Source organism: Thiobacter sp. AK1, from assembly GCF_039822265.1.
GTDB classification, from domain to species: domain Bacteria; phylum Pseudomonadota; class Gammaproteobacteria; order Burkholderiales; family Thiobacteraceae; genus Thiobacter; species Thiobacter aerophilum.
In genome coordinates, this window is sequence record NZ_JBAJEX010000009.1 from 32881 (window position 1) to 58736 (window position 25856).

19 protein-coding genes are annotated in these 25856 nt (G+C 64.7%); 14 read left to right on the plus strand and 5 right to left on the minus strand.

Going from position 1 to position 25856, the window contains the following annotated elements; all coding sequences use genetic code 11:
- Positions 1-21: 21 nt before the first annotated feature.
- The 3 genes from V6E02_RS10525 to cysG are packed head-to-tail and all read left to right on the plus strand — an operon-like array spanning position 22 to position 3353.
- Positions 22-399 (plus strand): HesB/IscA family protein, encoded by a 378-nt coding sequence (locus V6E02_RS10525; RefSeq protein ID WP_347308757.1) that lies wholly within the window; start codon positions 22-24, stop codon positions 397-399.
- A gap of 4 nt (positions 400-403) precedes the next feature.
- The gene (locus V6E02_RS10530) at positions 404-1873 is read left to right on the plus strand and encodes a dihydrolipoyl dehydrogenase family protein (protein WP_347308758.1); all 1470 of its coding nucleotides are present in this window, start codon (positions 404-406) and stop codon (positions 1871-1873) included.
- Between the two features lie 58 nt (positions 1874-1931).
- The gene (gene cysG / locus V6E02_RS10535; protein ID WP_347308759.1) at positions 1932-3353 is read left to right on the plus strand and encodes a siroheme synthase CysG; all 1422 of its coding nucleotides are present in this window, start codon (positions 1932-1934) and stop codon (positions 3351-3353) included.
- A 147-nt stretch (positions 3354-3500) separates the two neighbouring features.
- Here the strand turns inward: cysG and V6E02_RS10540 are convergent, their stop codons facing one another.
- Complete coding sequence (locus V6E02_RS10540) at positions 3501-4169, minus strand: response regulator (protein WP_347308760.1); 669 nt, start codon at positions 4167-4169, stop codon at positions 3501-3503.
- On the minus strand, positions 4166-5371 hold the full coding sequence (locus tag V6E02_RS10545; RefSeq protein ID WP_347308761.1) for a GAF domain-containing sensor histidine kinase: 1206 nt from the start codon (positions 5369-5371) through the stop codon (positions 4166-4168). Before V6E02_RS10545 ends, V6E02_RS10540 begins: the two co-directional genes overlap by 4 nt.
- A 184-nt stretch (positions 5372-5555) precedes the next feature.
- Between V6E02_RS10545 and V6E02_RS10550 the strand changes: the two genes are divergently transcribed.
- Complete coding sequence (locus tag V6E02_RS10550) at positions 5556-6623, plus strand: thioredoxin family protein (RefSeq protein ID WP_347308762.1); 1068 nt, start codon at positions 5556-5558, stop codon at positions 6621-6623.
- An 11-nt stretch (positions 6624-6634) separates the two neighbouring features.
- On the opposite strand, the gene V6E02_RS10555 is transcribed toward V6E02_RS10550, so the two are convergent.
- Both V6E02_RS10555 and V6E02_RS10560 read right to left on the minus strand, forming a co-directional pair.
- On the minus strand, positions 6635-7984 hold the full coding sequence (locus tag V6E02_RS10555; RefSeq protein ID WP_347308763.1) for an ATP-binding protein: 1350 nt from the start codon (positions 7982-7984) through the stop codon (positions 6635-6637).
- A 514-nt stretch (positions 7985-8498) separates the two neighbouring features.
- The gene (locus V6E02_RS10560; protein WP_347308764.1) at positions 8499-9176 is read right to left on the minus strand and encodes a response regulator; all 678 of its coding nucleotides are present in this window, start codon (positions 9174-9176) and stop codon (positions 8499-8501) included.
- A gap of 211 nt (positions 9177-9387) precedes the next feature.
- Between V6E02_RS10560 and V6E02_RS10565 the strand changes: the two genes are divergently transcribed.
- The 10 genes from V6E02_RS10565 (at position 9388) to V6E02_RS10610 (ending at position 24275) form a co-directional block, all read left to right on the plus strand.
- On the plus strand, positions 9388-10851 hold the full coding sequence (locus tag V6E02_RS10565) for a RimK family ATP-grasp domain-containing protein (RefSeq protein ID WP_347308765.1): 1464 nt from the start codon (positions 9388-9390) through the stop codon (positions 10849-10851).
- A gap of 37 nt (positions 10852-10888) precedes the next feature.
- Complete coding sequence (locus V6E02_RS10570; RefSeq protein WP_347308766.1) at positions 10889-13591, plus strand: bifunctional glycoside hydrolase/polysaccharide deacetylase family protein; 2703 nt, start codon at positions 10889-10891, stop codon at positions 13589-13591.
- Entirely contained in the window at positions 13551-14894 is a 1344-nt protein-coding gene (locus V6E02_RS10575) for a hypothetical protein (RefSeq protein ID WP_347308767.1), read from the plus strand. Before V6E02_RS10570 ends, V6E02_RS10575 begins: the two co-directional genes overlap by 41 nt.
- The gene (locus tag V6E02_RS10580) at positions 14863-17151 is read left to right on the plus strand and encodes a tetratricopeptide repeat protein (RefSeq protein WP_347308768.1); all 2289 of its coding nucleotides are present in this window, start codon (positions 14863-14865) and stop codon (positions 17149-17151) included. The genes V6E02_RS10575 and V6E02_RS10580 overlap by 32 nt, the downstream gene beginning before the upstream one ends.
- Before the next feature lie 44 nt (positions 17152-17195).
- Entirely contained in the window at positions 17196-17726 is a 531-nt protein-coding gene (locus V6E02_RS10585) for a penicillin-binding protein activator LpoB (RefSeq protein ID WP_347308769.1), read from the plus strand.
- A 7-nt stretch (positions 17727-17733) separates the two neighbouring features.
- Positions 17734-19029 (plus strand): PelD GGDEF domain-containing protein, encoded by a 1296-nt coding sequence (locus V6E02_RS10590; protein WP_347308770.1) that lies wholly within the window; start codon positions 17734-17736, stop codon positions 19027-19029.
- Positions 19019-19993, plus strand: a complete 975-nt coding sequence (locus V6E02_RS10595) for a tetratricopeptide repeat protein (RefSeq protein WP_347308771.1) — start codon at positions 19019-19021, stop codon at positions 19991-19993. Before V6E02_RS10590 ends, V6E02_RS10595 begins: the two co-directional genes overlap by 11 nt.
- On the plus strand, positions 19990-21489 hold the full coding sequence (gene pelF, locus V6E02_RS10600) for a GT4 family glycosyltransferase PelF (RefSeq protein WP_347308772.1): 1500 nt from the start codon (positions 19990-19992) through the stop codon (positions 21487-21489). Before V6E02_RS10595 ends, pelF begins: the two co-directional genes overlap by 4 nt.
- Positions 21489-22859: an exopolysaccharide Pel transporter PelG gene (pelG, locus tag V6E02_RS10605; protein WP_347308773.1), complete on the plus strand. Its 1371-nt coding sequence runs from the start codon at positions 21489-21491 to the stop codon at positions 22857-22859. The genes pelF and pelG overlap by 1 nt, the downstream gene beginning before the upstream one ends.
- Positions 22860-23111: 252 nt before the next feature.
- Positions 23112-24275 carry a tyrosine-type recombinase/integrase gene (locus V6E02_RS10610; RefSeq protein WP_347308774.1) on the plus strand — a complete coding sequence of 388 codons (1164 nt, stop codon included), beginning with the start codon at positions 23112-23114 and terminating at the stop codon, positions 24273-24275.
- A 151-nt stretch (positions 24276-24426) separates the two neighbouring features.
- Here V6E02_RS10610 and iscB read toward each other — a convergent pair whose 3' ends face one another.
- On the minus strand, positions 24427-25704 hold the full coding sequence (gene iscB, locus V6E02_RS10615; protein ID WP_347308775.1) for an RNA-guided endonuclease IscB: 1278 nt from the start codon (positions 25702-25704) through the stop codon (positions 24427-24429).
- Between the last annotated feature and the right edge of the window lie 152 nt (positions 25705-25856).

Below are 25856 nucleotides of genomic sequence, written 5' to 3' on the forward strand. Positions count from 1 at the left end.
ACGCATCGATAAGGAGTCACCATGTTCACCGTCACCCACCAGGCCGCTGTCCAAATCGCCAAGGCCGCCGAACTCAGCGGCGCCCAAGGCTTGGGCCTGCGCATCGCCGCCAAAATCACGCCAGAAGGTGATATCGAGTTCGGCATGGGCTTCGACGAGGCGCGCATCGAGGACATGGAAATCGTCTGCCAGGCGGGTGTGAACGTCCTGATCGGTCCCAAGAGCTGGGAAATCCTCAAGGGCGCCACCATGGACTACATGGAACTCGCGCCGGGTCAGTTTGGCTTCGTCTTCATTCCGCCCCGCCAAGAAGAACCGACGCCCTCGGGTGGCGGCTGCAGCGCCCCAGGCTGTGGGTCCGGCGGCTGTGGTTCCGGCAGCGGCGGCAGCTGCGGCTGAAACAATGGACAAGTTCGACCTCATCATCATCGGCAGCGGACCCGGCGGCTATAAGGCCGCCCTCACCGCTGCCCGGCTGGGGGCCAAGGTTGCCCTCATCGAGAAAGCCCTGCCTGGCGGCAACTGCCTCAACTTGGGCTGCATCCCAAAAAAAACGCTGCTGCATCTCGCTTCCATCATCGAGGACGTGCAACATCTCAACGGACGAGGACTGGTGGGCGAGATCCGCGGAGACTTCCGCGCTGCCATGCGTCACAAGGACGACGTGGTGGCGGGCATTCGCAACAACTTCCCGGTCTGGTTGCGGCGCTTGGGTGTCGCCGTCATCACTGGTAGGGCACGCTTCATCGGGCCTTACGAGATCGCAGTAGATCCCACTTCGGAACATGAGCAAGAACCGGTGCGCACCTTGAGCGCGCCACGGATCATCATCGCAACGGGGTCCGAACCCAAGCCACTTGCGCAATGCCCCACCGACGGCCACTTCATCCTGAACACGCGCGATTTCATGTCCATGACCGAGGACCAGCCCCGTTCCATGCTATTCGTGGGTGGTGGTATGGCGAACGTGGAGTTGGCTTATCTCATGCACCAGTTTGGAACGGATGTGCTCATCGTGGAGCGGGAGCCAAGCCTGCTGCCCAATGCGCGCATCCCCGAACACGCCATCAACACGCTGGTACGCAAATTCAACCGCATTGGCCTTGAGTTCCGCACGGAGACCTCGGTGGCAGCCTGCCACGTCGAAGAGGCCGGCGTAGCGGTGAGCTTCGACGATGGAAGCGAAGGCCGCTTCGACAAGATCCTGGTGGCAGTGGGACGGCGTCCCCTCACCGCCGGCCTCGATCTAGACAAGGCTGGCGTGAAGGTCAACGAGGAAGGCTTCATCATCACCTCCAGCTATCTGGAGACCAACGTCCCGGGTATCTATGCCATCGGCGACGTCAAACCGGGACCCATGACGGCCAATGCCGCCCTCCATGACGCCAAGATCGCGGCCACCAATGCCCTCACTGGCAATGAGCTCACCTTCAACTACTTCATGGTACCGACGGTGCTGCACTCGGCCATGGAGATCGCCGCCGTCGGTCTCACCGAGGAACAGGCGGAAGCCGCGGGCTTCGAGCCAGAGGCCGCCCGCACCAGCTTCGGTGGATCCGGCAAGGCGCGCGCCTACCATGACACGGAAGGCTTCATCGAGGTGGTGCACGATGCGGAGACGGGCCAGCTGCTGGGTGGCTGCATCGTCGGACCAGAAGCAGGCGAACAGATCCAAATGATGACCGCGGCCTGCCAGTCTGAGCAGGGGCTCTGGTTCTTCAAGGAACTCTCCTACAGCCATCCCTCTTGGGCCGAAGAGTTCGAGACCGCCATCGAGCCCTGCACCTCGGCTTTTTCGCGGTCCGCCAAGGAAGTATTCCGCCCGGGCATCTTTCGCCCTCTGCGTACCAAGAAGGCGGTGCGCAATTCCTGATTTTCATGCACCCGGCGTTGGGTGCCCCAAGTAGATCATCCACTTGAATCGAAGTCACATGGATTTCCTACCCATTTTCCTGAACATCCGCGGCAAACATTGTTTGGTCGTCGGCGGCGATGAAATCGCGGCACGCAAGGCTGCGCTACTCCTCAACGCGGGCGCACACGTCACCGTGGCTGCGCCGCAACTGGCCGAGGCTTTCGAGCAGCTGCCCCATCGCGAACGACTGCATCACCAACCGCGTGAATTCACGTCGGAACTGCTAGACGATGTGGAGTTGGTCATATGCGCGCTGTCGGACGAAACCAAGGCACGGGAAGTCTCGGAAGCCGCACGCGCCCGCCACCTACCCGTCAATGTGGTGGATACGCCCCACTTATGCAGTTTCGTCATGCCTTCCATCATCGACCGCTCGCCCATTCTCATCGCGGTGGGTTCCGGTGGCGCTTCACCCGTGTTGGCGCGGTTGCTGCGGGCGCGGTTGGAGTCCATGATCCCCTCTGCCTACGGACGGCTATCGGCCCTGGCCGCACGCTTCCGCGACCAGGTGAAGGCCAAGTTCAAGCGACCGGAAAACCGACGCATGTTCTGGGAGAAAGTCTTCCAGGGGCCGGTGGCGGAAATGATGTTTGCCGGACAGGACGAAGCCGCAGCTACGACCCTCAAGGCCATGATCGAGGGCGAAATAGAGCCAGATACGCCCATCGGCGAGGTGTATCTGGTAGGAGGTGGTCCGGGCAATCCGGATCTGCTCACCTTCCGCGCCCTGCGCCTGATGCAGCAGGCCGACGTGGTCGTCTATGACAACCTGGTCTCACCAGCGGTGCTGGACATGGTCCGCCGCGACGCTGATCGCATCTATGTGGGCAAGAAGCGCGCCGACCACGCGCTCCCACAGGAGGAAATCAACGAGCTGCTGGTGAGGCTTGCCAAGGAAGGGAAACGCGTGCTGCGTCTGAAGGGCGGCGATCCCTTCATCTTCGGTCGTGGCGGCGAGGAAATCGAAACCCTGGCGGAACACCGCATTCCTTTCCAGGTCGTGCCAGGCATCACCGCCGCCTCCGGCGTGGCCTCCTATGCCGGCATTCCCCTCACCCATCGCGACCATGCCCAGGCCTGCGTGTTCGTGACGGGGCATCTCAAGGACGGCAGCATGAATCTCGACTGGGACATGCTCGCGCGGCCGCATCAGACCATCGTCATCTACATGGGATTACATGGCCTGCCGGTGTTGTGCCAGAAACTCATGGAGCATGGACTCGCTGCAGACACCCCCGCTGCCATCGTGCAGCAGGGCACGACCTCCAAGCAGCGCGTGGTCATCGGCACACTGGCGACACTGCCGGCGCTGGCGGAAGCCGCTCACCTCCAAGCCCCGACGCTAATCATCGTCGGCACCGTCGTCACGCTCCACGACAAGCTGAAATGGTTCAATCCCAAGGAATCCCACGACGGCCTAGCGGATTCGGACAGGTAATCACGTGCCGATCAGTCCTGGTCGTGGCCGTCACGGTCGTCGCGACTATCCCATTTGCCGATCGGCATCGTCGGGACAAGCACCGCGCTGGGGCATCCGCGCAAAAACATCGATTGGCATGGCGCCGTAGCCTGGACGGCGCGGGAGTCAGTTCCCGTCGGCGGAACGGGGTGCGGTGAGACGGTGCTCCACGGCGAATACCGCCGCTTCCACCCGCGAGGAGAGATTGAGCTTGGCGAGGATGTGGCGCACGTGCAACTTCACCGTGTCGTGGCTGATGTCCAACGCCCGGGCGATGGCCTTATTGGATTCGCCGCGGGATAGGTGCATGAGGATCTGCCGCTCGCGCTGCGTGAGCTGAGCCAGCAGGGAATCGGGCGTGCCCTCTTTCTGGTCGAGCAGGTTGACCAGCTTGGCGGTCATCTTCGGCGCCACCACCGTCTCCCCACGTGCGGCCCGCTGCAAGGCGTCTTCCACGTCGTCCGGCTCCATGTCCTTGAGCAGGTAGCCGCGCGCCCCGACGCGCAGGGCCGCGGCGAGATCCTCCTGGGCATCGCTCACGGTGAGTACCAAGATGGGCACCGTGCAGCCCTCGGCGCGCAGTTCACCGATCAGGGTGATGCCATCCACGCCCGGCATGTTGAGGTCGAACACGGCCACATCTGGCTGGTGAGTCCTGATGAGCTCGCGTGCTTCCTGGGGATTACCCGTCATGGCGACCACCTTGATGCGACCATGACGTTCGATGAGTTCCGCCAACCCTTTGCGGAATAGGGTGTGGTCATCGACCAGAATGACACGAATTGGCTCGCTCATCGTGCCCCCACTCGACGCGGCCGCGGCGCCGGAAACTCCAGATGCACACGCGTGCCTTGACCGGGGCGGCTTTCCACGATCACTTCACCGCCCAGCCGCTGAGCACGCTCCTTCATGATGCTCATGCCCAGATGCATGCTGGGCCCATTGCTACCCTGCGTTTTGAGCCCGATGCCATCGTCGGTGACGGTGAGTGCGTAGCGGTCACCGATGAATTCGATGGTGAGGCTCACGTGCTGCGCAGCGGAATGCTTGCTGATGTTGTTGAGGGCTTCCTGCACGATGTGGAACACCTGGACTTCCTGATCAGGGGTGAGGTTCACGTCCGGCGCACGGTTGATGAAGTCGACCTTGATGCCGGTGCGGTTGCAAAAGTTGTGCATCAGGTCCTCCAGCGCCGGCAAGAGGCCCCGCGGATCCATCTTCTGGCGGAACTGGGTGAGCAGTTCACGCAGACCGGAGTAGGCAGATTCCAAGGCATCGTCCACTTCGCCCAGGTAACGCTCAGTGGACAGCTCGTCCCCCTCGCGCACTGCCTCGCGCAGCATGGCCAGCCGCATCTTCATGTAAGCCAGCGTCTGGGCCAGGGAATCGTGGATTTCCGCCGCCAGCATCTGGCGCTCGTCCATTAGGGTGATGCGCAGGTTCTCGCGTGTGAGTCGCGCGTTCTCCAGCGCCATCCCCAGGTGCTCGCTGATGGACAAAAACAACAGCGCCACCTCCTCTGGGATGCTGCGGTCGCAGGGCATGAACAGGTTATAGACGCCCATGGTCTTGCCCTTGTGCCGCAGCGGTACGGCGATGACGTTCTTGCATCCCTCGCCGAAATAATCGAGCAGCGTCACCTCGTGACAGTTGCCCGCCGCCTCTCCCCGCTGGATGGCGAAATGCTGAGCGGCTCGGCCACACACCCCACAGCCGATCGGCACGAGATATTCGCGGTCGATCACCTCCTGGGGCAGACCAATAGCGCCCACCAGGCGCATGTGCTGGCCATCCGAAGAGACCACGCGCACGGCCCCAGCCGTGGCCCCGGCGAGCCGGATCATGGTTTGCAGGAAGCGCTCCAGCAGCTGCTCCAGATCCGCATCGCTGGAGAGGCTGGTGGCGATCTCGGAATAAACCCGCAACGCAGGCAGCTTATAGCCGCCCCGTTCTTCCTCGGGTTCGCGGGGAGGCGCGGGCTTTTTCGCGTGGCTCATGGACATCTCGCAAACTGGCCGGGCGATTCTAACACCAGGGCCTGTCCATGCAAACGGCGGTGCGACGGATTTGGCTTTCCAGACAGATAGTTAGGTCGGCATCAGGGCAATTGTCCTGTATCTCATGCCACCCGAGTCTGTCCGTTATCATAGAATAGCCTCGATCCTTTGAGTGGAGCTTGCCATGACCCGTTCCCCGCTATTGCCCCGTTTCTTTCTGAGTGGTGTCCTGCTCGTCCTGGCAACCCTGGCCGGCGAGACCTGGGCCGCCGAACAACGGGGGCGCTACTTCGGCGCCAAGGCCACCGAATACCCGGCCTGGTTCAAGGAGAGTTTCCTGAACCTGCGCGAGGACATTGCCGAAGCCGCCGCCGCCAACAAGCGGGTGCTCATCGTCTTCCACCAGGACAACTGCCCCTACTGCAATCTGCTGGTGGAGCGCAATCTGTCCCAGAAGGATATCGTCGACCTGATGCAAGCCCGCTTCGATACCGTGGCCATCAACATGTGGGGAGACCGCGAGGTCACGGACTACTCGGGCAGCCGCATGACGGAAAAACAATTTGCCGCCGCCCTCAAGGTGCAGTTCACACCCACTTTGCTCTTCTTCGACGAGCAGGGGCAGGTGGTGCTCAGGCTCAATGGCTATCTGCCGCCCCAACGCTTCAAGCTGGCGCTGGAATACGTGGCGAACCGCAAGGAAAAAGAGCTGCCGTTCCGGGAATTCATGGCGCGCCATGAACCCCCGCCCGCGTCCGGCACGCTCCATGGGGAGGATTTCTTCGCCGCCCCTCCCCATGATCTGCGCCGCGTGAGGCAGCCTATCGCCGTGTTCTTCGAACAGAAAGACTGCCCGGCCTGCGACATGCTGCACGACAAGGTCCTGACCGATGCCGAGACGCGCCAGGTGGTGAAGAAACTTTACAACCTCCAGCTGGACATGTGGTCCGACACCCCGGTGATCCTGCCGGATGGGCGCAAGACCACTGCCCGCGAGTGGGCACGCCAGTTGGATGTGAAATACGCCCCCACCATCGTCATCATGGATGCCAGGGGCAAGGAAATCATCCGCTCGGAAGCCTTCTTCAAGGTCTTCCACACCCAGGGCATGTTCGCCTACGCGGTGACTGGCGCCTATCGCAAGGAGCCGAGTTTCCAGCGCTATCTCTCGGCCCGCGCCGAAGCCCTGCGCGAGCAGGGGCGCGACGTGGACATCTGGCGCTTTGCCGACGAGCCGCCTGGCCCGCGCTGACGCTGGTACATTCAGGGTGAGACGGCAGAAAACTGCACGCCCACCCGTAGCCCCCTTCCCGCCTCGCCGTCCTCGATCCAGGCCTGGGCGCCGTGCAGCTCGGCGATGCGCCGCACGATGGACAGCCCCAGTCCGCTGCCCGCCTCGCCGCTACCCAGCACACGATGGAAGCGTTGCCAAACCGCCACGCGCTGGGCTTGAGGAATGCCGGGCCCCTCGTCGGTGACCGAGAACACCGCCGCGTCGGCGTGTTTTGCCACCCTTACCTGCACCGTACTGCCGGGCGGGCTGTAGCGCACGGCATTGTCGATCAGGTTGCGCATGAGGATGCGCAGCCACTCGGGTGCGCCGCGGACCATCATCTCCGGCCCATCCTCGAGCTCCAGTTCCACACCCTTGCGTATCGCCACCGGCGCCACGTCGGCGATGGCCTGGGCGGCCAGTTCCCGCAACGAACAGAGGGTTGCGCTTGGGGGTGGGCCGGCCTCCAGGCGGGCAAGCAGCAGCAACTGCTCCACCAGATGTGCCGCGCGATCGCATCCGGCCAGCACCTGATCTAGCGCATGGAGACGTTCCGCCTCGGCGGCGGCTGCGCGCGCCACCTGAGCCTGGGTGCGGATGGCGGCGAGCGGGGTGCGCAGTTCGTGGGCCGCATCGGCGGTGAAGCGGCGCTCGTTTTCCAGCAGGGCACGCATGCGGGCAAATAGGGTATTGAGCGCCGCCACCAATGGTGCCACCTCCGCCGGTACCGGCTTGGCCAGCGCTTCGAGATTGGCCGGATCGCGGCGCTCCACCTCCTGGCGCAGCCCAGCCAGAGGCTTGAGTCCCTGGCGCACGCCCCACAGGATCAATAGCGCCAACACGGGCAGGGCGATTAGTAGCGGGGGTAATAGACCCGCCGCCACCTTGCGTGCTGCTTCCGCCCGCACGCCTGCGTCCTCGCCCACCTGCACCAGCAGACTGCGATCTTCGTTCCAGGCAGAAAAAACGCGCCAGTGCGTGCCATCCGTGAAACAGTCGGCATAGCCCCCTCGAGGCGGGCACAGGGGTACATCCGGTGCGTTGGCGGAATGCAAGTGGAGCTGCCCGGCCGCATCCCAGACCTGGAAGACCACGTAGCGACCATGACGGTGCAGCACCGGCACGTGCTCGGTGTCGATTTCTTCGGGCTCGTGCGCAAGTTGCGCCATGAGCAGGGCGGCGGACTGGGCGAGATGGGCATCCAGCACCTCGTCGATCTCATGGCGCGCGCCGCGGTAGCTCAGGAGGGATGCGGCGCCCCAGGCGAGCAAGCTCGCGCCCATGAGCCACAGGAGCAGACGCCGTCGCAGCGAGATAGACTGGGTGAGCGTATCGAGCATTGGCCAAGTGCGTGAGGCGTTTCCCTTATCGCCACGCACGCGGCGATCCAGGACGCGGCCTCGAAGCCAGATTATCCATTATTGAGCGTTACGTAAGTCGTTCACAGGCTGCGTAAGTCAAGCGTCATTCCCGCGAAAGCGGGAATCCAGTGTATTCCTCGCCTTGTTCCTGGGTCCCCGCTTTCGCGGGGACGACACAAGGGTGTCACCTACTTACGTCATGCTCAATGGACCGGCGCGCGCCCAATGAACTGCACGGCACATGACGTTCATCGCCGATTTTTGAGAAGCATCCGCGCCTGCGCGAGCAGGCCGGGATGCCCGCTTGCGCGGCAATGATGCCGTTAGCGTCATGTCGGCCAGATCACGCGCGATGGGCACACATCAGCCCGGGCGCCGGAGCCGCCAGCCGCAAGCCAGCACACGGCGCAAGCGGTGGCGACGCAGTCCTTGCTTTCCACTTGCGCGGGAATATTGATCCAATCGCGTAGCTCGGCACCCACTTTCGTCAATCTCAATAATCCCCCGCGGATGCCTCGCGGGGCATGAGATAGCCCACGCCTCGCACGGTGCGGATCACCTCCGGCGCGAGCTTGCGACGTAGGTGGTGCACGTGCACCTCGATGGCGTTGCTTTCCACCTCCTCACCCCAGCCGTAGAGACGCTCTTCTAGTCGTGCGCGCGACAGGACGCGCCCGGCATTCAGCATGAGCTCCTGCAGCAGGGCGAATTCGCGCGCGGACACCGCCACCTCGCGGCCCTGGAATTCCACGCGATGGGCGGCGGGATCGAGCATAACCGCACCCACCTGCAAAACGGGGCTCGCCATGCCGTGCCGCCGCCGCAGCAGGGCCCGCAGCCGAGCCGCCAGTTCCGCCAGGTCGAAGGGTTTGACCAAGTAGTCGTCGGCACCGGCATCCAGTCCCCGCACGCGATCTTCCACGTGATCGCGCGCGGTCAGGATGAGCACGGGCACATCGCTGCCGCGACCACGCAGCCGATTTAGGACGTCCATGCCACCCAGGCGTGGCAGCCCGAGATCCAGCACCACGCCGTCATACTCGGTGCTCTTCAGGGCGTGCTCCGCCGCTTCGCCATCACGCACCCAATCCACGGCGAAGCCGTTCTGGGCCAACCCCGCCTGGATGCCATCACCGAGCAGGTTGTCATCTTCGACGAGCAGAATACGCATCACCCCCCCGTTGGGCGTTCATGGACCGCGCCGGGCGCGCAAAGTGCCGGTCAATTATGCCCCAGGGTGCGCGCCCGCTTGCCAGAAACGGGGCCAGCCGCAACAATCGCGACACGACCCCTTTCCGGGACAGCGCCATGATGCCCCAATTCCCCCCGCAAGCCTCGCACATCTCACTTAAACCGCGCTTAAACCCGCGCCCAGATGAGCCATGCGCAGTCTGATCGTAGTGGACGATCCCCGGCTCTGGCCGCTTGCCCTGCCCGGCGTGAGCGTGCTGGCGGCGCACCGCTATCTGACCGACCCGGCCAGTGCCGGCAAGGGGCCGGTGCAGGTGTTCAATCTCTGCCAATCCTACCGTTACCAGAGCTTCGGCTATTACGTCTCGCTGCTGGCCGAGGCGCGCGGCCACCGACCCCTACCACGGGTGAGCACCCTAGAGGACTTGCACAGTCCCGCCCTGGTGCGGCTGCTGACGGAGGAGGTGCAAGCCCTCATCGAACGCGTGCTGGCGCGGCTCGAGGGGGACCGCTTTGCCTTGCCGATCTATTTCGGTCGACATCCCCTGCGCCGCTATGCGCCCCTGGCCCATCGCTTGTTCGCGCTGATGCCAGCGCCGCTGTTGAGCGCCGACTTCATGCGCCGCAAGGGCCAATGGCATCTAATACGGCTACGGCCGATGGCAGCGGCCGATGTTCCGAGTGCCCACCGCGAGTTTCTGCTCAAGGCATTACGCGATTATTTTGCGGGCCGCGGCCACGTGCACCGACGCCCGGCGCCGCGGCTAAATCTCGCCATCCTGCACGATCCCGCCAATCCAGAGCCTCCCTCCAATGCCCGGGCCATGGAAAAGTTCCAGCGCGCGGCAAGGCAACTGCGTATCCACCCCTCGTTCATCACACGCGAGGATTTCCACCGAATCAGTGAATTCGATGCACTGTTCATCCGTGATACCACCTATGCTAACCACTACACCTACCGCTTTGCCCGCGCGGCGGCGGCGGAAGGGCTGGTGGTGATCGACGATCCAGATTCCATCCTGCGCTGCAACAACAAGGTATTCCTGGCCGAGCTGCTCGCCCGCCACCGCATTCCCATGCCACGCACCCTGGTCGTGCACCGCAACAATGCCCAGCGCATCGTGACGGAGTTGGGACTGCCCTGTGTGCTCAAGCAGCCGGATAGTTCCTTCTCCCGCGGGGTGCTGAAAATCGCCAGCGAGGCCGAATTGGCGCGCACCCTGCCTGCCCTGTTCGCCGAGTCGGACCTGGTCATCGCCCAGGAATGGTTGCCCACCACCTTCGACTGGCGTGTCGGCATCCTCGATGGGCGCGTGCTATTCGTGGCTCAGTACGTGTTCCCGCAGGGACACTGGCAGGTGATTCTGCGGGATGCACAACGCCGCAAGCTGGTGGAAGGCCCCACACGGGCGGTGCCAGTGGAGGCCACGCCTGCGGCCGTGGTCAGGCTCGCCCTGCGCGCCGCCAATCTGATCGGCGACGGCTTTTACGGCGTGGACCTGAAACAGGTGGGCAATCGCGTAGTGGTGATCGAGGTGAACGATAATCCCAACGTGGACGCGGGCAACGAGGACGGCGTCGTGGGCGATGCGCTCTACCGTCAGCTCATGGAGGTGTTCCTGGCGCGGGTGACGGCCCGGCTGTGCACCGCCTGAGAACACGACGCCTGCTCGCCGACGTTACAATTCATTCATGCGCCACCTGTCAATGCCGCTTTTCTTCCTCTGGGCGTGGTTTGTCGCCGGGCCTGTGCACGCCTTGAGCGTGGCGTTCTACTACGGTGGGGAATGGCTGCCGGAACTCGCCGCCTTCGACATCGCCGTGGTGGAACCGCGCCACGGCTTCGCGCCCGACGCGGCGCGCCGGCCCGGCTTCGAGCCCTTCGCCTACGTGAGCGTGGGCGAGCTAAGCGGGGATCATCCCGCAGTCAAAGGTCTGCCCACGATCTGCCGTCTCGCGTACAACCCTGCCTGGAACAGCATCGTGCTCGATCATTCGCGCGCCGAGTGCCGTGGCTACTGGCTCACGCAGGTCTTCGCGCCCCTCTGGAACGCTGGCTGGCGCGGCTTTTTCCTCGACACCATGGATAGCTACCAGCTCGCCAAGCAAGCCGCTGCCACTGAACAGCAGGCCGGGCTCACGACTCTGATACGCGAACTCAAGGCACGTCATCCCGGCCTGCGGCTGATGCTCAACCGCGGCTTTGAACTCCTGCCCCAGATCGCGCCCCTGGTGGAGGCGGTGGCCGCGGAATCCCTGTTTGGTCGCTATGAGCCGGCCAGCCGCAGCTATGCCGAGGTGCCGGCCGCAGATCGGGAGTGGCTGCTTGCCCGGTTCAAGGAAGTGCGGGAACGCTATGGGCTGCCGGTGGTGGCCATCGACTACGCACCGCCCGAAGCGCGGGAGCGGGCGCGGGCCATCGCCCGGCGCATCGCGGAGTTGGGGGTCGTCCCCTGGGTGAGCGACGGCGAGCTCCTCAGTTTGGGCGTGGGCGTGCGCGAGGCCCTGCCACGCACCCTGCTCGTCCTCTACGACGCCCGCGAGGCACCGGATCTCAACTACCTTGAGGCACATCGCTTCCTAGAGCTACCTGCCCAGTATCTCGGGCTGCGTGTGCGCTACCAGGAAATGACCAGCCCGCTTTCCACGGAACCGCAGGCCGGGCGGCTGGCAGGCGTGGTGGTGTGGGGAACGGGCGAGCTCGCAAATCCACAGCCCGTGCTGGAATGGCTCGGGGCACGGCGCAAGGAAGGCATTCCCATTCTGCTCATGGGCACCCTGCCCTTCGACCCTGCGCCGGCCTTGGGCACACGCCGGGTCAACCTACCTGGCGGCACGGGCTTGCACTCAAGCCTCGCCCAGTTCGAAGCACCACTCCCCCGCCGGCTGGTGACTTCAGTCCAGGGGCTTCAGGCAGACGGCATCGATGCCTGGGTGCAAGGTGGTGGCGGGGCGTTGGTGGGGCTTGCGTCCTGGGGTGGATTCGCGCTTGCCCCGGCCCTCATCGAAGCCGTGCCTGGCGTGGACCAATACCGCTGGCTGATCCCGCCCTTCGCCCTGCTCAGGACAGCGCTCCGACTCCCCGATTGGCCGGTGCCAGACGTCACCACGGAAACCGGCCGGCGCCTGCTCACCATCCATGTGGACGGCGACGGCTTCGTCTCCCGTGCCGAATTGCCCGGGCGTCCTTGGGCCGGTGAAGTCTTGCTAGGTTTCCTTAAGAAGCACCCCCTGCCCCATGGCATCTCGGTGATCGAGGGCGAAATCGGTCCCACCGGCCTCTATCCCCAACACAGCGCTGAGTTGGAGGGCATTGCCCGCCGTATTTTCGCCCTGCCCTGGGTGGAAGCCGCCAGCCACAGCTTCAGCCATCCCTTCCGCTGGGCCGAGGCCACGGCGCAGGCTGGAGAAGGCGAGGGGCGCTACACCCTGCCCATTGCGGGCTATGTCTTCGATGCGCGGCGGGAAATCCTGGGTAGCCGCGAGTACCTGGCCCACCTCCTGCCCGCCGGCAAGACAGTGCGGTTGTTTTTCTGGACCGGAGACTGCGCCCCCACCGTGGAGCAGCTGCGCCTGACCCGCGAAGCAGGACTGCTCAACATCAACGGCGGTGACACCATCATCTCCCGCACCTGCCCAAGTCTCACCTGTGTGGCGCCCTATAGCCTCGCCAAAGACGGCGAACTTCAGGTATATGCGCCGGTGTCCAACGAAAACCTGTTCACCAATCTTTGGACTGGCCCGTTCTGGGGCTACCGGCGGGTGATCGAAACCTTCGAGCGCACGGAAACACCCCATCGCCTCAAACCCGTGGGGATTTATTACCACTTCTATTCCGCCACCAAGCCGGCGGCGCTCAAGGCCCTGGAAGAGGTCTATGGCTGGGCTCAAAGCCAGCCCCTGCATCCGGTGTTCATAAGTGAATACGTGGAGAAGGTGCGGGATTTCCTCGATTACGCCATCGCCCGCGAAGGGGAAGCCTGGATCTTGCGCGGGCGCGGTGCGCTCGCCACCGTGCGGTTGGAAGAGGGCCTAGCCAGCCCCGATCTGGGAGCCAGCCAAAACGTAGCGGGTTTCAAGCGCGCACTTGGCCGCACCTACGTGCATCTAACCGGAACGCAGGCGCGTATAGTGTTGGCAAAGGCCGAGGCGCGGGCCACTCTGCCCCACCTGGAGGAGGCCAACGCCCGTATCACGCTATTTAAGCGGGAAGGCAGGGATCTCAGGCTCAGTCTCTTAGGCCACGTTCCCGTCGAGGCCGGACTCTTCGTGCCCGAAGACTGCAAACTCCGCGCCGAGCCGGCCGCACGCCTCGGGCCTCGGGTAGAGGGCGTGCAAATCATCAAAAGCAAGCATGCTACGCTCACGCTCACCGTCCACTGTCCGCGCCCATGAGCGGCCGCGGCTTGCCTCGCCGCTCATCGTGCTCGCCCTCACCCTCGGAATGGCCGCCACCCTGGTGCTGCTCTTCCCCCGCGAGGATTTGGTGCTGCGTCTTGCGGCGGCGCCCGAAGGCCCCCTGTCTGCTGCCTATCTGCGGGCCCTGCTGAAAACCGATCCTGACAATCCCCATTTGCGCCTGCTGGTGGCAGGCAATCTCCTGCGGGCGCAACGTTATGCGGAGATGGAGGCAACGCTCGAACCAGCGCTTGCCAGCCCCGAACCCGCCCTGCGGCGGGAGGCCTTGTGGCTGTTGTGGCAAGCAGAAAATGCGCAGTCCCTGAAACCCATGGCAGGGCCGCTCGCCCGTCGGCACGCCGCACGCGCAAAGGAACTCGCCCTCGTGCTGGCGGCGCTGGAGCGGGACCCGCAGCGGCTTGCCCAACTTGCTGGCCAGCTTCTGGCTCTGGGGGAGGCTAGCCGCGCCATGGCCCTATTCCGGGAACTTGAGCAAGAGGCGCCAGGCCAGCTGCTTACGCATCTGGAGCGGGCCGCGGCGCTCGCCCTGGCGCGGGGCGACTACCCAGCGGCGGCGGAAATACACATGGCAGCGCGGCACGAAGCCCAGACTCCCGCCGCACGTCGGCATTATTTCCTCGCCGCGCTACGCGACCTGGAAAGTGGCAACCGGGTGCAGGATGCGCTTGCGCTGGGGGAGCGTGAGCTGGGCGATCTCGCCGACGATCGCGAAGTGCTGCTCGCGTTGGTGAGGCTGGCCCGGGCGGCCCAGCGTCCCGAGCGGGCGGAGGTCTATGTGCGCCGCCTGCTGCGCATGAGCTTGCTTTGGCAATGGCAGCGGGCGGTGGCAGGCCTCGACTTCGAGGTGCGCCGTGTCGCGGCCAATGGGCCGGCCGCGCCCTTTGACGATGCCGTCTTAAGCCTGGCCTACACCGTGTTTCTCGAAAACCGCAAGCTGGAGGACGCCTGGCGGGTCGCAGCCTCGGCGGTACGCCAGGCCCCGGACAACCTGGTCTGGCGCCAACGGCTGGCTCAAGTGGCGGAGTGGCTTACTCGACCCGATGAGGCGCTGGAGCAGTGGCTGGTGATCGCCCGCCAAAGCGGCAGCGCTCAGGCCTGGGAGAACGTACGCCGCCTGGGAACGAGCCTGTTGCGCGACGATGCGCTCGAAGCCTATCTGCGCCACCGGCTCGCCACCCGCTTCGACGTCGCCCTGGCCCTTGAGCTTGCAGGAGCGCCAGGGAAGACCTGGAGCGGCGCGCGCCACCTTGGAAGAAGCCTGGCGGCGCGCGCCCGATAGGCGATTGGCGCAGGCCGCTGCAGAGCTTTCGGAACGCCTGGGCGAGCTCGAAGCGGCAGTGGACTGGTGGCACCACGCACTTGGGGAGAAGCCGACCCCCGAACAGGCGGTACGCCTGGCGACCTTACAGATTCTGCTCGGACGCGACGACGCTGCGCGCCGTAGCCTGGAAGCGGCGCGCAATCAGGAGACGGCGCCCGCTAGCTATTGGCGGCTGCGAGCGGCTCTCGCCAGCCGCGCCGGCGATCGGACAGCCGCCCGCTTCGCCCTGGAACGGCTGCTGGCGCAGGCCGATGCGGAGCCGGTGGATCTCAACGATCTGGAATGGCTACTCGCCGAGGAAGAACCGCTGGCTGCAGCGCGCGTGGCCGTCCTGCGCTGGCAACGCTTCCACGACCAGGCCGCGCTCATACGCGCGCTGGAACGCTACCAGGCCTCCGCCCGCTTCGAGGAGGCGCAGACCCTGCTTGGCGGGCTTGATCCGGCCACCCGCGAGCGCCTCGAACAAGATCCTCGCTACTGTCTGCTGGCCGCGCGCCAGGCATGGCAGATGCGTCAAATCGTCGAGGCGCGCCGCCTGTACACCCAAGCGGAAAGACTCGCCCCGCAGAATGTCGAAGTGGCCGAAGCCCTGCTCTGGTTCGCCATCGAGAACGCCGACACGGCCGCCGTCCGCCGCCTACTCGCCCGCCACGAAACGCAGCTCGCCGGACTTGAGCGAAACGACGTGCGGATCGCGGCCCATGCGCTCCTGAACGAAGCCGGCGTGGCCTGGCGGCTGGCCGCAGCCGAGCTACCCCGCCGCCGGGAGGATCCCCTCTGGCTCATCACCGCGGCGGATTTGTTGGAACAGCTCGACCGCCACGACGAAGCCTGGCAGTTGCGACGCCATGCCCTGCGCCAAATCGAGCGGGTCGCGCCGGAAGCCAGGCTTATCGCCCGTGCGCGCCTGGCCGCAAGTCTCACACCCGGGGATCAGGCCCGCGCTGCCCTGACCGCCGCGGTGCTAGACGACCCGGAACGGGCAAGCCCCCTGCTGCTCGCCCACTGGATCAACGCCGGCGAGTTTAGCCTGGCCCGCGCCTGGCTTTACGGGCGCTTGGCGCAGGCAACGCTTCGCCCACGGTGGGCGGAGCTGGCCGTGGCCTTGGCCGACGACGACCGCGAAAGCCTCGCCCGTCTGCTCGCCCAGCCGGAAGACTTACCGCGGCGCGATGCCGTGGAAGGGGCGCGCCGCCTGTTCGAGCCCGAGGCAGCCAGTCTCGCCTTCGCCGCCCAGAGTCGGCTCGGCACCGACGACGAACTGCAAGGGCAGCTCGACGAGCTGTTGCGCGCCGGGGGTCACCATGCCTCGCTAACGGGGGAGGCGCTGCGCTTTCCCGCATTCGACGAAACTCAAACCCGGCTGGGTGCCCAGGGGACCTTCTTGCCCCACCTCAAGCTCGCGCTGGAGCTCACCTCCATCCAACGCAGCCTCAAGGACACCACCGCCCTGGGCAAGGTGGTAAACGAGCGCCGCGCCCTGCTCACCGCGGTTGCCAAGCGTGGTGAGGACGACTGGGAACTGTCCCTCGGCCGACGCGAGGCATTCGCCCAGCGCACGCCCCTCTCCTTCGCCTACCGGCGGCGGCGCGGTCACTGGGAAGCGGTCCTGGAAGCGGGCCACGCCCAGCCTGCGGAAGAATCCACCGCCTTGCGCGTGGCGGGCGAGAAAGACAGCCTCGCGCTTCGCCTCAGCATTGAGCCGGTGCGTCCCTTCGCTTTCTCCGCTCGGGCCGCCGCCCAGCGCTATCGCGCCCAGACGGGTAGCCTCCTGGGCCAGGGCCGCGAATGGGAAGTCCACGCCACCACCTGGCTGCGCCGGGAAGATCCCGACTGGCTGCTCGACCTGTTCGCAAGCCGCCACCAGTACCGGCCGCGGGCCGTGGGCGATGCCGCGCTCGCCCCCCTGCTGCCGCCGGCTAGCACTGCTTTCGACGCGAATTTTTTCCTGCCGCGGGACTTCACCCTTTGGGGACTCACCCTGAGTAGCCGCCTCGCCTTGCTGGACAGCGGCACTCGAGCGCTGCGACCCTTCTGGTCCTTGAGTCTCACCCGGCACAGTGAGGACGGTTTCGGTTACGATGCCCTGCTCGGTGTCGCAGCCAGCCCCCTCGGCGCCGATCACCTGGCGCTTGGCGGCCAGTGGGCCCGCGCCCAGGGCACCACGCCGGGGACGACACGCCGGCTGTTGCTGCGCTACCGCCTCGATTTCTGACTCGTAAGAACGAAGAACCAACCGCCACCCAAACGAGGATCATCATGAGATGGAAGACCCTGCTACTTTTGGCCTGCTTTTTTCCCTGGCTGCTGGCCGCCTGCGCGACGGTCGAACGGTCCCCTGCGCCGACCCTTGAGCCCCAGGCGACGTGGGCGATCGCACCCTTCGCCAATTACACGGAAACACCGCTGGCGGGCAGCCGCGCCCAGGCGGTGGCCAGCCAGTGGATCGCCGCGCGCGTCTCGCCGCGGGTGGTGACCCCCCCACCGGCATGGCTGGACGAGAGCCTGTTCGAGAAAGCCCAACCGCGCAGCCTCCAGGAACTGCTGCAATGGGCCAAAGGCCAGGGCGCGCGCTATCTGCTCACCGGTAGTGTTTCGGAATGGCGCTACAAGGTGGGCGTGGATGGCGAGCCAGCGGTGGGCCTGACGGTGACCGTGTACGACGTCGCCAGTGGCGCGCGCCTGTATAGCGCCGTGGGTGGCAAGAGCGGCTACGCCCGCGAGTCAGTCGCGGCCGTGGCGCAAAAACTCACCGCAGAATTGCTCGCACCCTTGGCCACCGCACCCTGAAGTCCCCATGTGGGAAGCCCTGAAAAACCGCTGGGCGGGGTTTGCCAGCCAACCCGCTGCCGCGGGGGAAACCCTGGCCGCGCCCCTGTTGGCCGTAGGTCTGGGGCTGTGGCTATCGCCGCTCGATCCCTTCTGGACACGCGCCGGTTTCCCCTGGGCGTGGCTTGCGCCGGTGCTGGTGAGTTTGCGCTATGGATCCTTGGCGGGCCTTGCGGCAAGCGGCGTGCTGGTGCTGGCCTGGCTACTTCTCGCCGCGGGAGGCTGGCCATTGGCCCCTTTTCCGCGCCTGTATTTCCTGGGCGGCTTCATCCTGGTCATGCTCACAGGAGAATTCACCAGCCTGTGGCTGGCGCGCGCGCGTCGCGCGGAAACCCTGCAGGCCTATCTAGACGAGCGTCTCGAACGTCTCACCGAACAGTACTATTTGCTGCGCCTATCCCATGACAAGTTGGAGCAGGAACTTCTCACGCGGCCCATGACTCTGCGTGACGCCCTGGGCCGCCTGGTGTCGGAGCAGAGCCCGGAGACGCACGCCCAAGCTCTGATGGACCTGCTGGCCCAGTACTGCCAACTGGAGCGCGCCGCCCTCTATGCCATTCATGATGGCGTGCTGGTGCTGGAGCCATTGGCGCGGGTGGGCGAACCTTTCCCGCTTGATCCCCTCGACCCCCTGGTGCGCCATGCTCTAGACAACGAGCGTCTCGCCCATGTGCGGCACGTCACGGGTGAGACCGGCAGCCGCTACCGGGTAGTGGCGCCAGCCGCCGCGCAGGGCGAGGGCGTCACCCTGCTTTTGGTGGTGGAACGGCTCCCTTTCCTCGCGCTGCACGAGGAAACCCTGCAGAGTTTGGAACTGTTGCTCAACTATTATGCCGATGGCATGGCCATGACCCGCCTGGCTGCGCCCATATTGGCCCGCTATCCCGAATGCCCGCCATCCTTTGCTCTGGAACTCGAGCGGCTCTATCGCCTGGCCACGGTCAATGGCATCGCTTCCAGCCTCATGGTGTTCCGTTTCAGCACCGAGGCGGTGGCCGCTGACCTGCCCCACGTGCTAGCGCGCCAATCCCGCGGCTTGGATCTGGAATGGTTCGTGGCGGCGCCGATCCCGCGCCTTTTGGTGATCCTGCCGCTCACCGGCGAGGCGGGAGCGGAAGGCTACGCGCGGCGCATCGAACATTGGTTTGCCGAACGCGGCAGCGGCCGCCTGTCGGAGGTGGGTGTGACGCTGGAACGCTTCTGCCTCGACGCGCCGCCGCTAAAGGTGCTCGCTCGGGTGCTGGAGACGCAGGGTGCAAACTAAGCTCCTCGCCTATGCCACCGTCCTGGAAGGGTCGGCCTGGGGTGGTGTCATCCTGGCCAGCAGCGACAGCGCCGGCTTCGTCGCCTTCTCTTTGCTGCACGCCGCAGCCGCGCTGGTGGCGAGCCTGGCGCTCACCACCCTGCTCGCGCCAGGTTCGCGCCGAGCACGACTGTCCCTGTTGCCCCTCGCCTTCGCCCTGCTGTTTGCACTGCCCCTGATCGGCATCCCCCTCATCCTGCTTTGGCTTCTCGGGGTGCGTCGGCTGCGCGCGCGGCACCGGGCCGCGACCTTTGCCGAGGTGAGCGTGCCACCGTTCGACATCCATCTCACCACGCGACCGCGGTTTCGTTTCACCGGTGCCGGTGGCATGCTGGCCAATGCCCGCGTGCCAGTGGATACGCGGGTGGGTGCTCTGCTGGCCTTATCACAGGTGCCCGGCCGCATTGCCACACCACTTTTGCGCCGCGTGCTCGCTTGCAGCAACGAGGATGTGCGCCTGCTCGCCTATGGTTTGCTGGACGCGCAGGAAAAACGTCTCAACGCCGCCATCCACGAAGCCCTAAGCCGTTACGCGGTAGGCGGGGCCGAGCGACTGGCTGCCGCCGAACGGCTGACCGAGCTCTACTGGGAGCTGGTCTATCACGGCCTGGCCGTGGGCGATGTGCGCCGCCACGCCTTGGAAAGCTGCCTCGCTTACGCAGAGGAGGTGCTGGCCGTCCGACCCCATGCCGAGATGAAGCTCTACAAGGCGCGGGCGCTACACGCCCTGGGCCAGCTCGAGCAAGCCGCGGCGCTATACCGCGAGCTAGACGAGCTGCCGCCAAGCCGTGTGCTGCCCTATCTCGCGGAACTGGCTTACGACCAGGGTGACTACGCTACGGCCCGTCAGCTAATCGGCCGCCTCGACCGGCTCGCTACCGTGCCCCGCCTGGCAGCCGTGGTGCGTTACTGGAGCGCGGCATGAGGGCAGACATTACCTTGCTCCTGGAAGGCACTTATCCCTTCGTGAGTGGAGGCGTGTCGAGTTGGGTGCACCAGATCATCCGCGCCTTCCCGGAGTGGCGTTTTCACCTCGTGTTCCTGGGCAGCCGACGTGAAGATTACGGCCCCATGCGCTACGAGCTTCCCTCCAACGTGGCTGGGCTGGAAACCCACTACCTGTTTGAACCGGAAGCGCCCCCTCCCCTCGAAGTGTTGGAACCGTCGCCTCAGGTGATGGCCGAGGTCGAGGCCCTGCACACATCCTTTCTCGCCGGGGTCCCGCCAGCGCAGGCCATGGCGCGCATGGCCAGCATGTATCCCACCCTGCTACAAGGCGATCACCTCACCCGCGAGCATTTCTTGCGTTCCCGCGCGGCATGGGAGACGATTTGCAGCCGCTACAAGCGCTTCTGCACCGACCCCTCTTTCGTGGACTACTTCTGGACGGTGCGCATCATGCATGCGCCCCTGTGGAAACTCGCCGCCATCGCGCGGAACCTGCCTGCCAGCCGCGTCTATCACACCATCTCCACCGGTTACGCAGGATTTCTTGGCGCTTTGGCGAAAGCACACCACCGGCGGCCATTGATCCTGTCGGAGCATGGCATCTACACCAAGGAGCGCAAGATCGATCTCCTCCAGGCGCAGTGGATCAAAGATAACCGCAATGTCTTCCAGCGCGATCCCACGGAAGTGTCCTACTACCGCTCCCTTTGGATCCGCTTCTTCGAATGGCTGGGGCGCGCCTGTTACGAGGCGGCCCAGCCCATCATTGCTCTATACGAGGCCAACCGTCAGCGTCAGATCCAGGACGGCGCCAACCCCGCCCGCACCCGCCTCATTCCCAATGGCGTCAATCTCGCCCGCTTTGCTCCGCTGCGTGCGCAACGCTCCACCCGCGTTCCACCCGTGCTGTGTTTGATCGGGCGAGTCGTACCCATCAAAGATGTGAAGACCTTCATCCGCGCCATGCGCCGCGTGGTGAACGTATTGCCGGAAGCGGAAGGTTGGATCGCGGGCCCCGAGGACGAGGACCCGGGCTACGCCCAGGAATGCCGCAACCTGGTGGCAAGCCTGGGCCTCACAGAAAAGGTACGCTTTCTTGGTTTCCAAAAAGTGGATGAGCTATTGCCCAAGATTGGACTCACGGTGCTCTCCTCCATCAGCGAGGCACTGCCGCTGGTGATCCTGGAAGGCTATGCGGCGGGCGTGCCCACGCTGGCCACCGATGTGGGTTCCTGCCGCCAGCTGGTGGAAGGGCTCACCCCTGAGGACCGCGCCCTGGGCCCGTCGGGCGCTATCGTCGGTATCGCCGATCCCACCGCGCTGGCCGATGCCGCACTCGCCCTACTCACGGACGAGGCCCGCTGGCAGGCGGCCTCCCGTGCGGCCATCGCGCGCGTGGAAACTTACTATGCCGACCAGATGATGTTCGACGCCTACCGCAAAGTGTACAGCGAAGCCATGGAGCGGGGTTGATGGCAGGCATCGGCTTCGAATTGCGCAAGCTGCTCGCCCGCAACACCCTCGGCGGTGTGCTGCAGGCCTACGCCTACGCGGGCATGATCGGCTCCGGTCCCTGGGTGTTGTCCATCATCGGCATTCTCCTGGTGGGTGTGCTAGCGAGCGGCATCGTGGTGCCGCCCAGTCTCGTCACCCAGTTCCAGACCACCGTCACCTACCTCATCGCCTTCAGTTTGATCCTCACCGGTGGCTTGCAGCTTGCCTTCACCCGCTACGTCTCCGACCGCCTGTTCGAGCAACGAGACGAGCTGGTGCTACCCAATCTGCACGGCGTGCTGGGGCTGACGCTGGCTGGCGCAGCCGCCCTGTCCACCCTCGCCCTGGCCACTCTGTTCGAAGGCGTGAGTTTCGCCTACCGCGTCCTGGTGGTGATGGCCTTCACGGAACTGGCCGGGGTATGGGTGTTGGCGGTGCTGCTGTCGGGACTGAAACGCTACAAGGCCATCGTGCTGTTGTTCGCCGTGGCCTACTCGCTGGTAGTGGGCCTGGCCTATGCCCTCGCTCCTTTCGGTCTGGAAGGACTGCTCGCTGCCTTTGCCTTGGGGCAACTGGTGTTGCTCGGCGGCATGTGGTGGACGGTGGCCCGGGCCTATCCCAGCCCGCGCAGCGTGAGCTACCACTGCCTACGTCGGCGCACCTTCTATCCCAGCCTGCTCGTCACTGGCACCCTCTACAATCTCGCCGTATGGGCAGACAAGTTTCTATTCTGGGCTTGGCCAGAGACCTCGGAGCCGGTGATCGGCCCGCTGCGCGGCTCCCTCATCTACGATCTACCGGTGTTCCTCGCTTATCTTTCCATCGTGCCAGGAATGGCGGTATTCCTCGTGCGCATCGAAACCGATTTCGCGGAGTATTACGACAAGTTCTTCACCGCCGTCCGCGAGGGCGCCTCGCTGGAATACATCCAGGACATGCGAGACGAAATGGTCTATGCCGTGCGGCAGGGATTGGGGGAAATCGCCAAGATCCAGTTCATCGCCGTGCTGGCCACCTTCGTGGCCGGCCCAAGCCTGCTCGCACTGCTCGGCATATCCGGGTTATATCTACCCTTGCTGCAGATTCAAGTAGTGGGCGCAAGCCTGCAAGTCATGTTGCTGGCCATCCTCAACGTCCTGTTCTATCTCGATCGCCGACGCATCGTGGTGGCCCTGACTGCGATCTTCCTTCTGGCCAATACCCTTTTCACCGTACTTACCCTCAAGCTGGGTGCCCCCTTCTACGGCTACGGCTTCGCCATCGCGCTGCTGACCACCGTCGCCCTCGGCCTCATCCTCCTCGACCGTAAGCTCGACCGGCTCGAATACGAGACTTTCATGTTCCAGTGAAGCAGCCTAGCCCGCCACACCAATCCCTGCGTATGTCTCGCGGGCACGCTGAAATGCAAAATGGGGCCAATGGCCCCATTTTTTGAATGGCGGAGAGGGCGTCCGCACAATCATTATCCAAAGCGGTTTCTCACGGTCCATCTGTCAACCATAAGTGTATAATCTATATCGCTATTTCTGTCTTGTATGGTCCTCTTACGATCTGCACAATCCGACCGTTACGGGTAAGACAAACGGTAAGACAACGCACCCATGGGACGTATCCATATCTTGACTGCGAGGCAAGTCGAAACACTCCCGGACGGCAATCACGCGGACGGTGGAAATCTGTTTCTTCGCGTCCGGGGCGGCAGCCGTGCCTGGGTATTCCGGTACAAGAGCAACGGCGTGGTCAGGGAGCTTGGCCTTGGAAGCGCCGTCAGCCGCAGCCTGGCTCAGGCCAGGAAGCTTGCCGCAGAGATGCGGTTGCTCATAGCGAATGGCCAGGACCCCGCCTCGGCACTGGGCCGCGACAACCGCAGCGAGCATGTTCCGTCGTTCGCTGAGGTTGCGACCCTGGTCATCGAATCTAAGCGTCAGGGATGGAAAAACGCCAAGCACGCGAGCCAATGGGAAAACACCCTGAGCACTTACGTGTTCCCCGTTTTCGGAGACAAGAAAGTTGATGAGGTGGACGTGCAAGACGTCCTGCGAGCATTGCAAAGCATCTGGACGGAGAAGCACGAGACGGCCAGCCGCGTACGACAGCGCATTGAAGCGATCCTGGACGCCGCGTGCGCCGCCGGCTGGCGTCGCGGCGACAACCCAGCCCGTTGGCGGGGACACCTTCAGCATCTTCTGCCAGCGCTCAGCAAGAAATCGCTCGTACGCCACATGCCGGCGATCCCTTACGAGAACCTCCCCGCCTTTTGGCAGGAGCTTCAAGCCAAGTCCGGCATGGCCGCTCTGGCCCTGCGATTTCTGATCCTCACCGCCGCGCGAACTGGCGAGGTGCTGGGAGCAACGTGGGACGAAATTGACATGAGCAACGCCCTCTGGAGGATCCCTGCGCAACGCATGAAAACCAGGCGCGCCCACGAAGTGCCGCTATCTGACCTTGCCCTGGAGACGTTGCGCCGCACCCCCGTGATCGACGGCTGCCCATACGTGTTCCCAGGCGCAAGAGGCGGACAAATGTCCAACATGGCAATGCTTGAATTGCTGCGCGGTATGCGCCCTGGGATGACCGTGCACGGGTTCCGTTCCACATTCCGAGACTGGGCCGGGGACATGACCCATCATCCACGCGACGTTATCGAGGCCGCGCTGGCACACCAGCTTCAAGGCGTCGAGTCGGCTTACCGGCGCAAGACGGCGCTTGAGAAGCGCCGGTCACTCATGGCAGACTGGGCGCGCTACGTTGCCAGTGGTGTCTGAAACGGTCTTACCAAGCCCGCCGTTCAGGGTTGGGAGTGGGCCACACCACCCGAGCCCAGCGCTTTCCCGACTTTTTCTAGGTCCATCAGACCTCAGCGCGGGTACTCCAGCCGTAGCCTGTGGATCGGCTGGAGCGGAAGCGCCGCCTCCTTTACGCATACGCATATCCGTCTGCCTTTTGTATAACGGTCAGATATTTCGGATGGGCTTCGGCTTTGCGGCTCGGCCCGATCACCAAGAAAGACGGCCGGAAGCGGATGGCCACCCGTCCCACAAAAGCCGGCAGTCCTGGTTTTGCGCACCGCACCAGATCTCCGGTCTGAAATCCCAGATACGACTTGCCCCCGGCCTTATGCCCAACCGGGAAGCCGTGGCGGTTCAATCGCGCCCGTTGCCGCTCGCCGTGGCCGGCCGCCTTTGCCTGTAACGGCGGCATCGCCGGCTCGAGCCGGACACCGGTCCCCGATTCGCCCACACAGGCCGCGTCGATCCAGTGCGCCTTGGGATAGCCTAGCCGGGCCCGATTCCACTTCGTCCGTCCGCCGGTGCCGACCTCGACAGCGAGGCCCGTAGCCTGGAGCCGTTCCCAGAGCGCCCAGCGGGTGCTGTTGACGGCAGCAGCGTCTTTCAGCGGAGCCTTGCGCTGGGCCTCGATGCGCGCCAGACGCTTTGGGTCGTGCGCCAGGAAGTCGGCCACGTCCCGATTGCCCTTCTTCTGGTTGCAGGGAACGCAGGCCAGCGTGAGATTCGATACGCGGTCCGAGCCGCCCAGACTTCGGGGATGGATGTGGTCGATCGTGAGTGGCACGTTCTCCTTGCCGCAGTAGGCGCAGCGCCGTCCCCACTTCTCCAACAGGTATTCGCGCACCTCGTAGCCGAAGAGCGTGCCCTGCTGGTATTCGACCCCGGAAATCTCCGGGTTCTGGAGCTTCTGGGTATCGAAGCGGTGGAGCATCGTCGAGACACCCTTCACCGGCGTCCAACGGCGCAGCCGTTCCACCCAGGTCATCGCGGTATCGACCCGGTGTTGCAGGCTGGGCGCGAGCCAGCCAACGTGGCGCCGACGGTTGTCGAAACGCGGGGCGCGGTAGCGCAGTTTCGACCGCCGAAAGCGTCGATGCGCCCGGCGCTGCTCCAGAGCCTTACGGATGGCCGCGCCACGGTGCTGGAGTTCGGCGGCCCAGAGAACTGTCTGGCCCCGGCGGGCGCATTCGGCCACAACAGCGAGACCCGTGACTTTGCTCCCTGGGGCGATCTTCAGGCGAGTCTCCTGCACGGTGCCGCACTCCCGGTCCTTCAGGATGACGGCGAAGGGATAGCGGCGAAACACCGCCGCCTTGCCCCGGCGGAGCAACTGCCTGGCCCTGGCCGGATGGCAGGGCATCAGCGGTCGCCGGTTTTTGTCGAGTACCAGGACCCGGTTGTGCATTGGACTACTCCTTTCCTTCTCGGCTTGCGCCGGTAATGTGCGCCTCGGCAAGGTTGGCAAGGCTTGTCGGGAGACGGACACCGCTTGCATCACTCCCAGCTCGCTTTTAATCCGCCTCGACAGAGCCCGAAACTGGCACACGCATTTCGGGG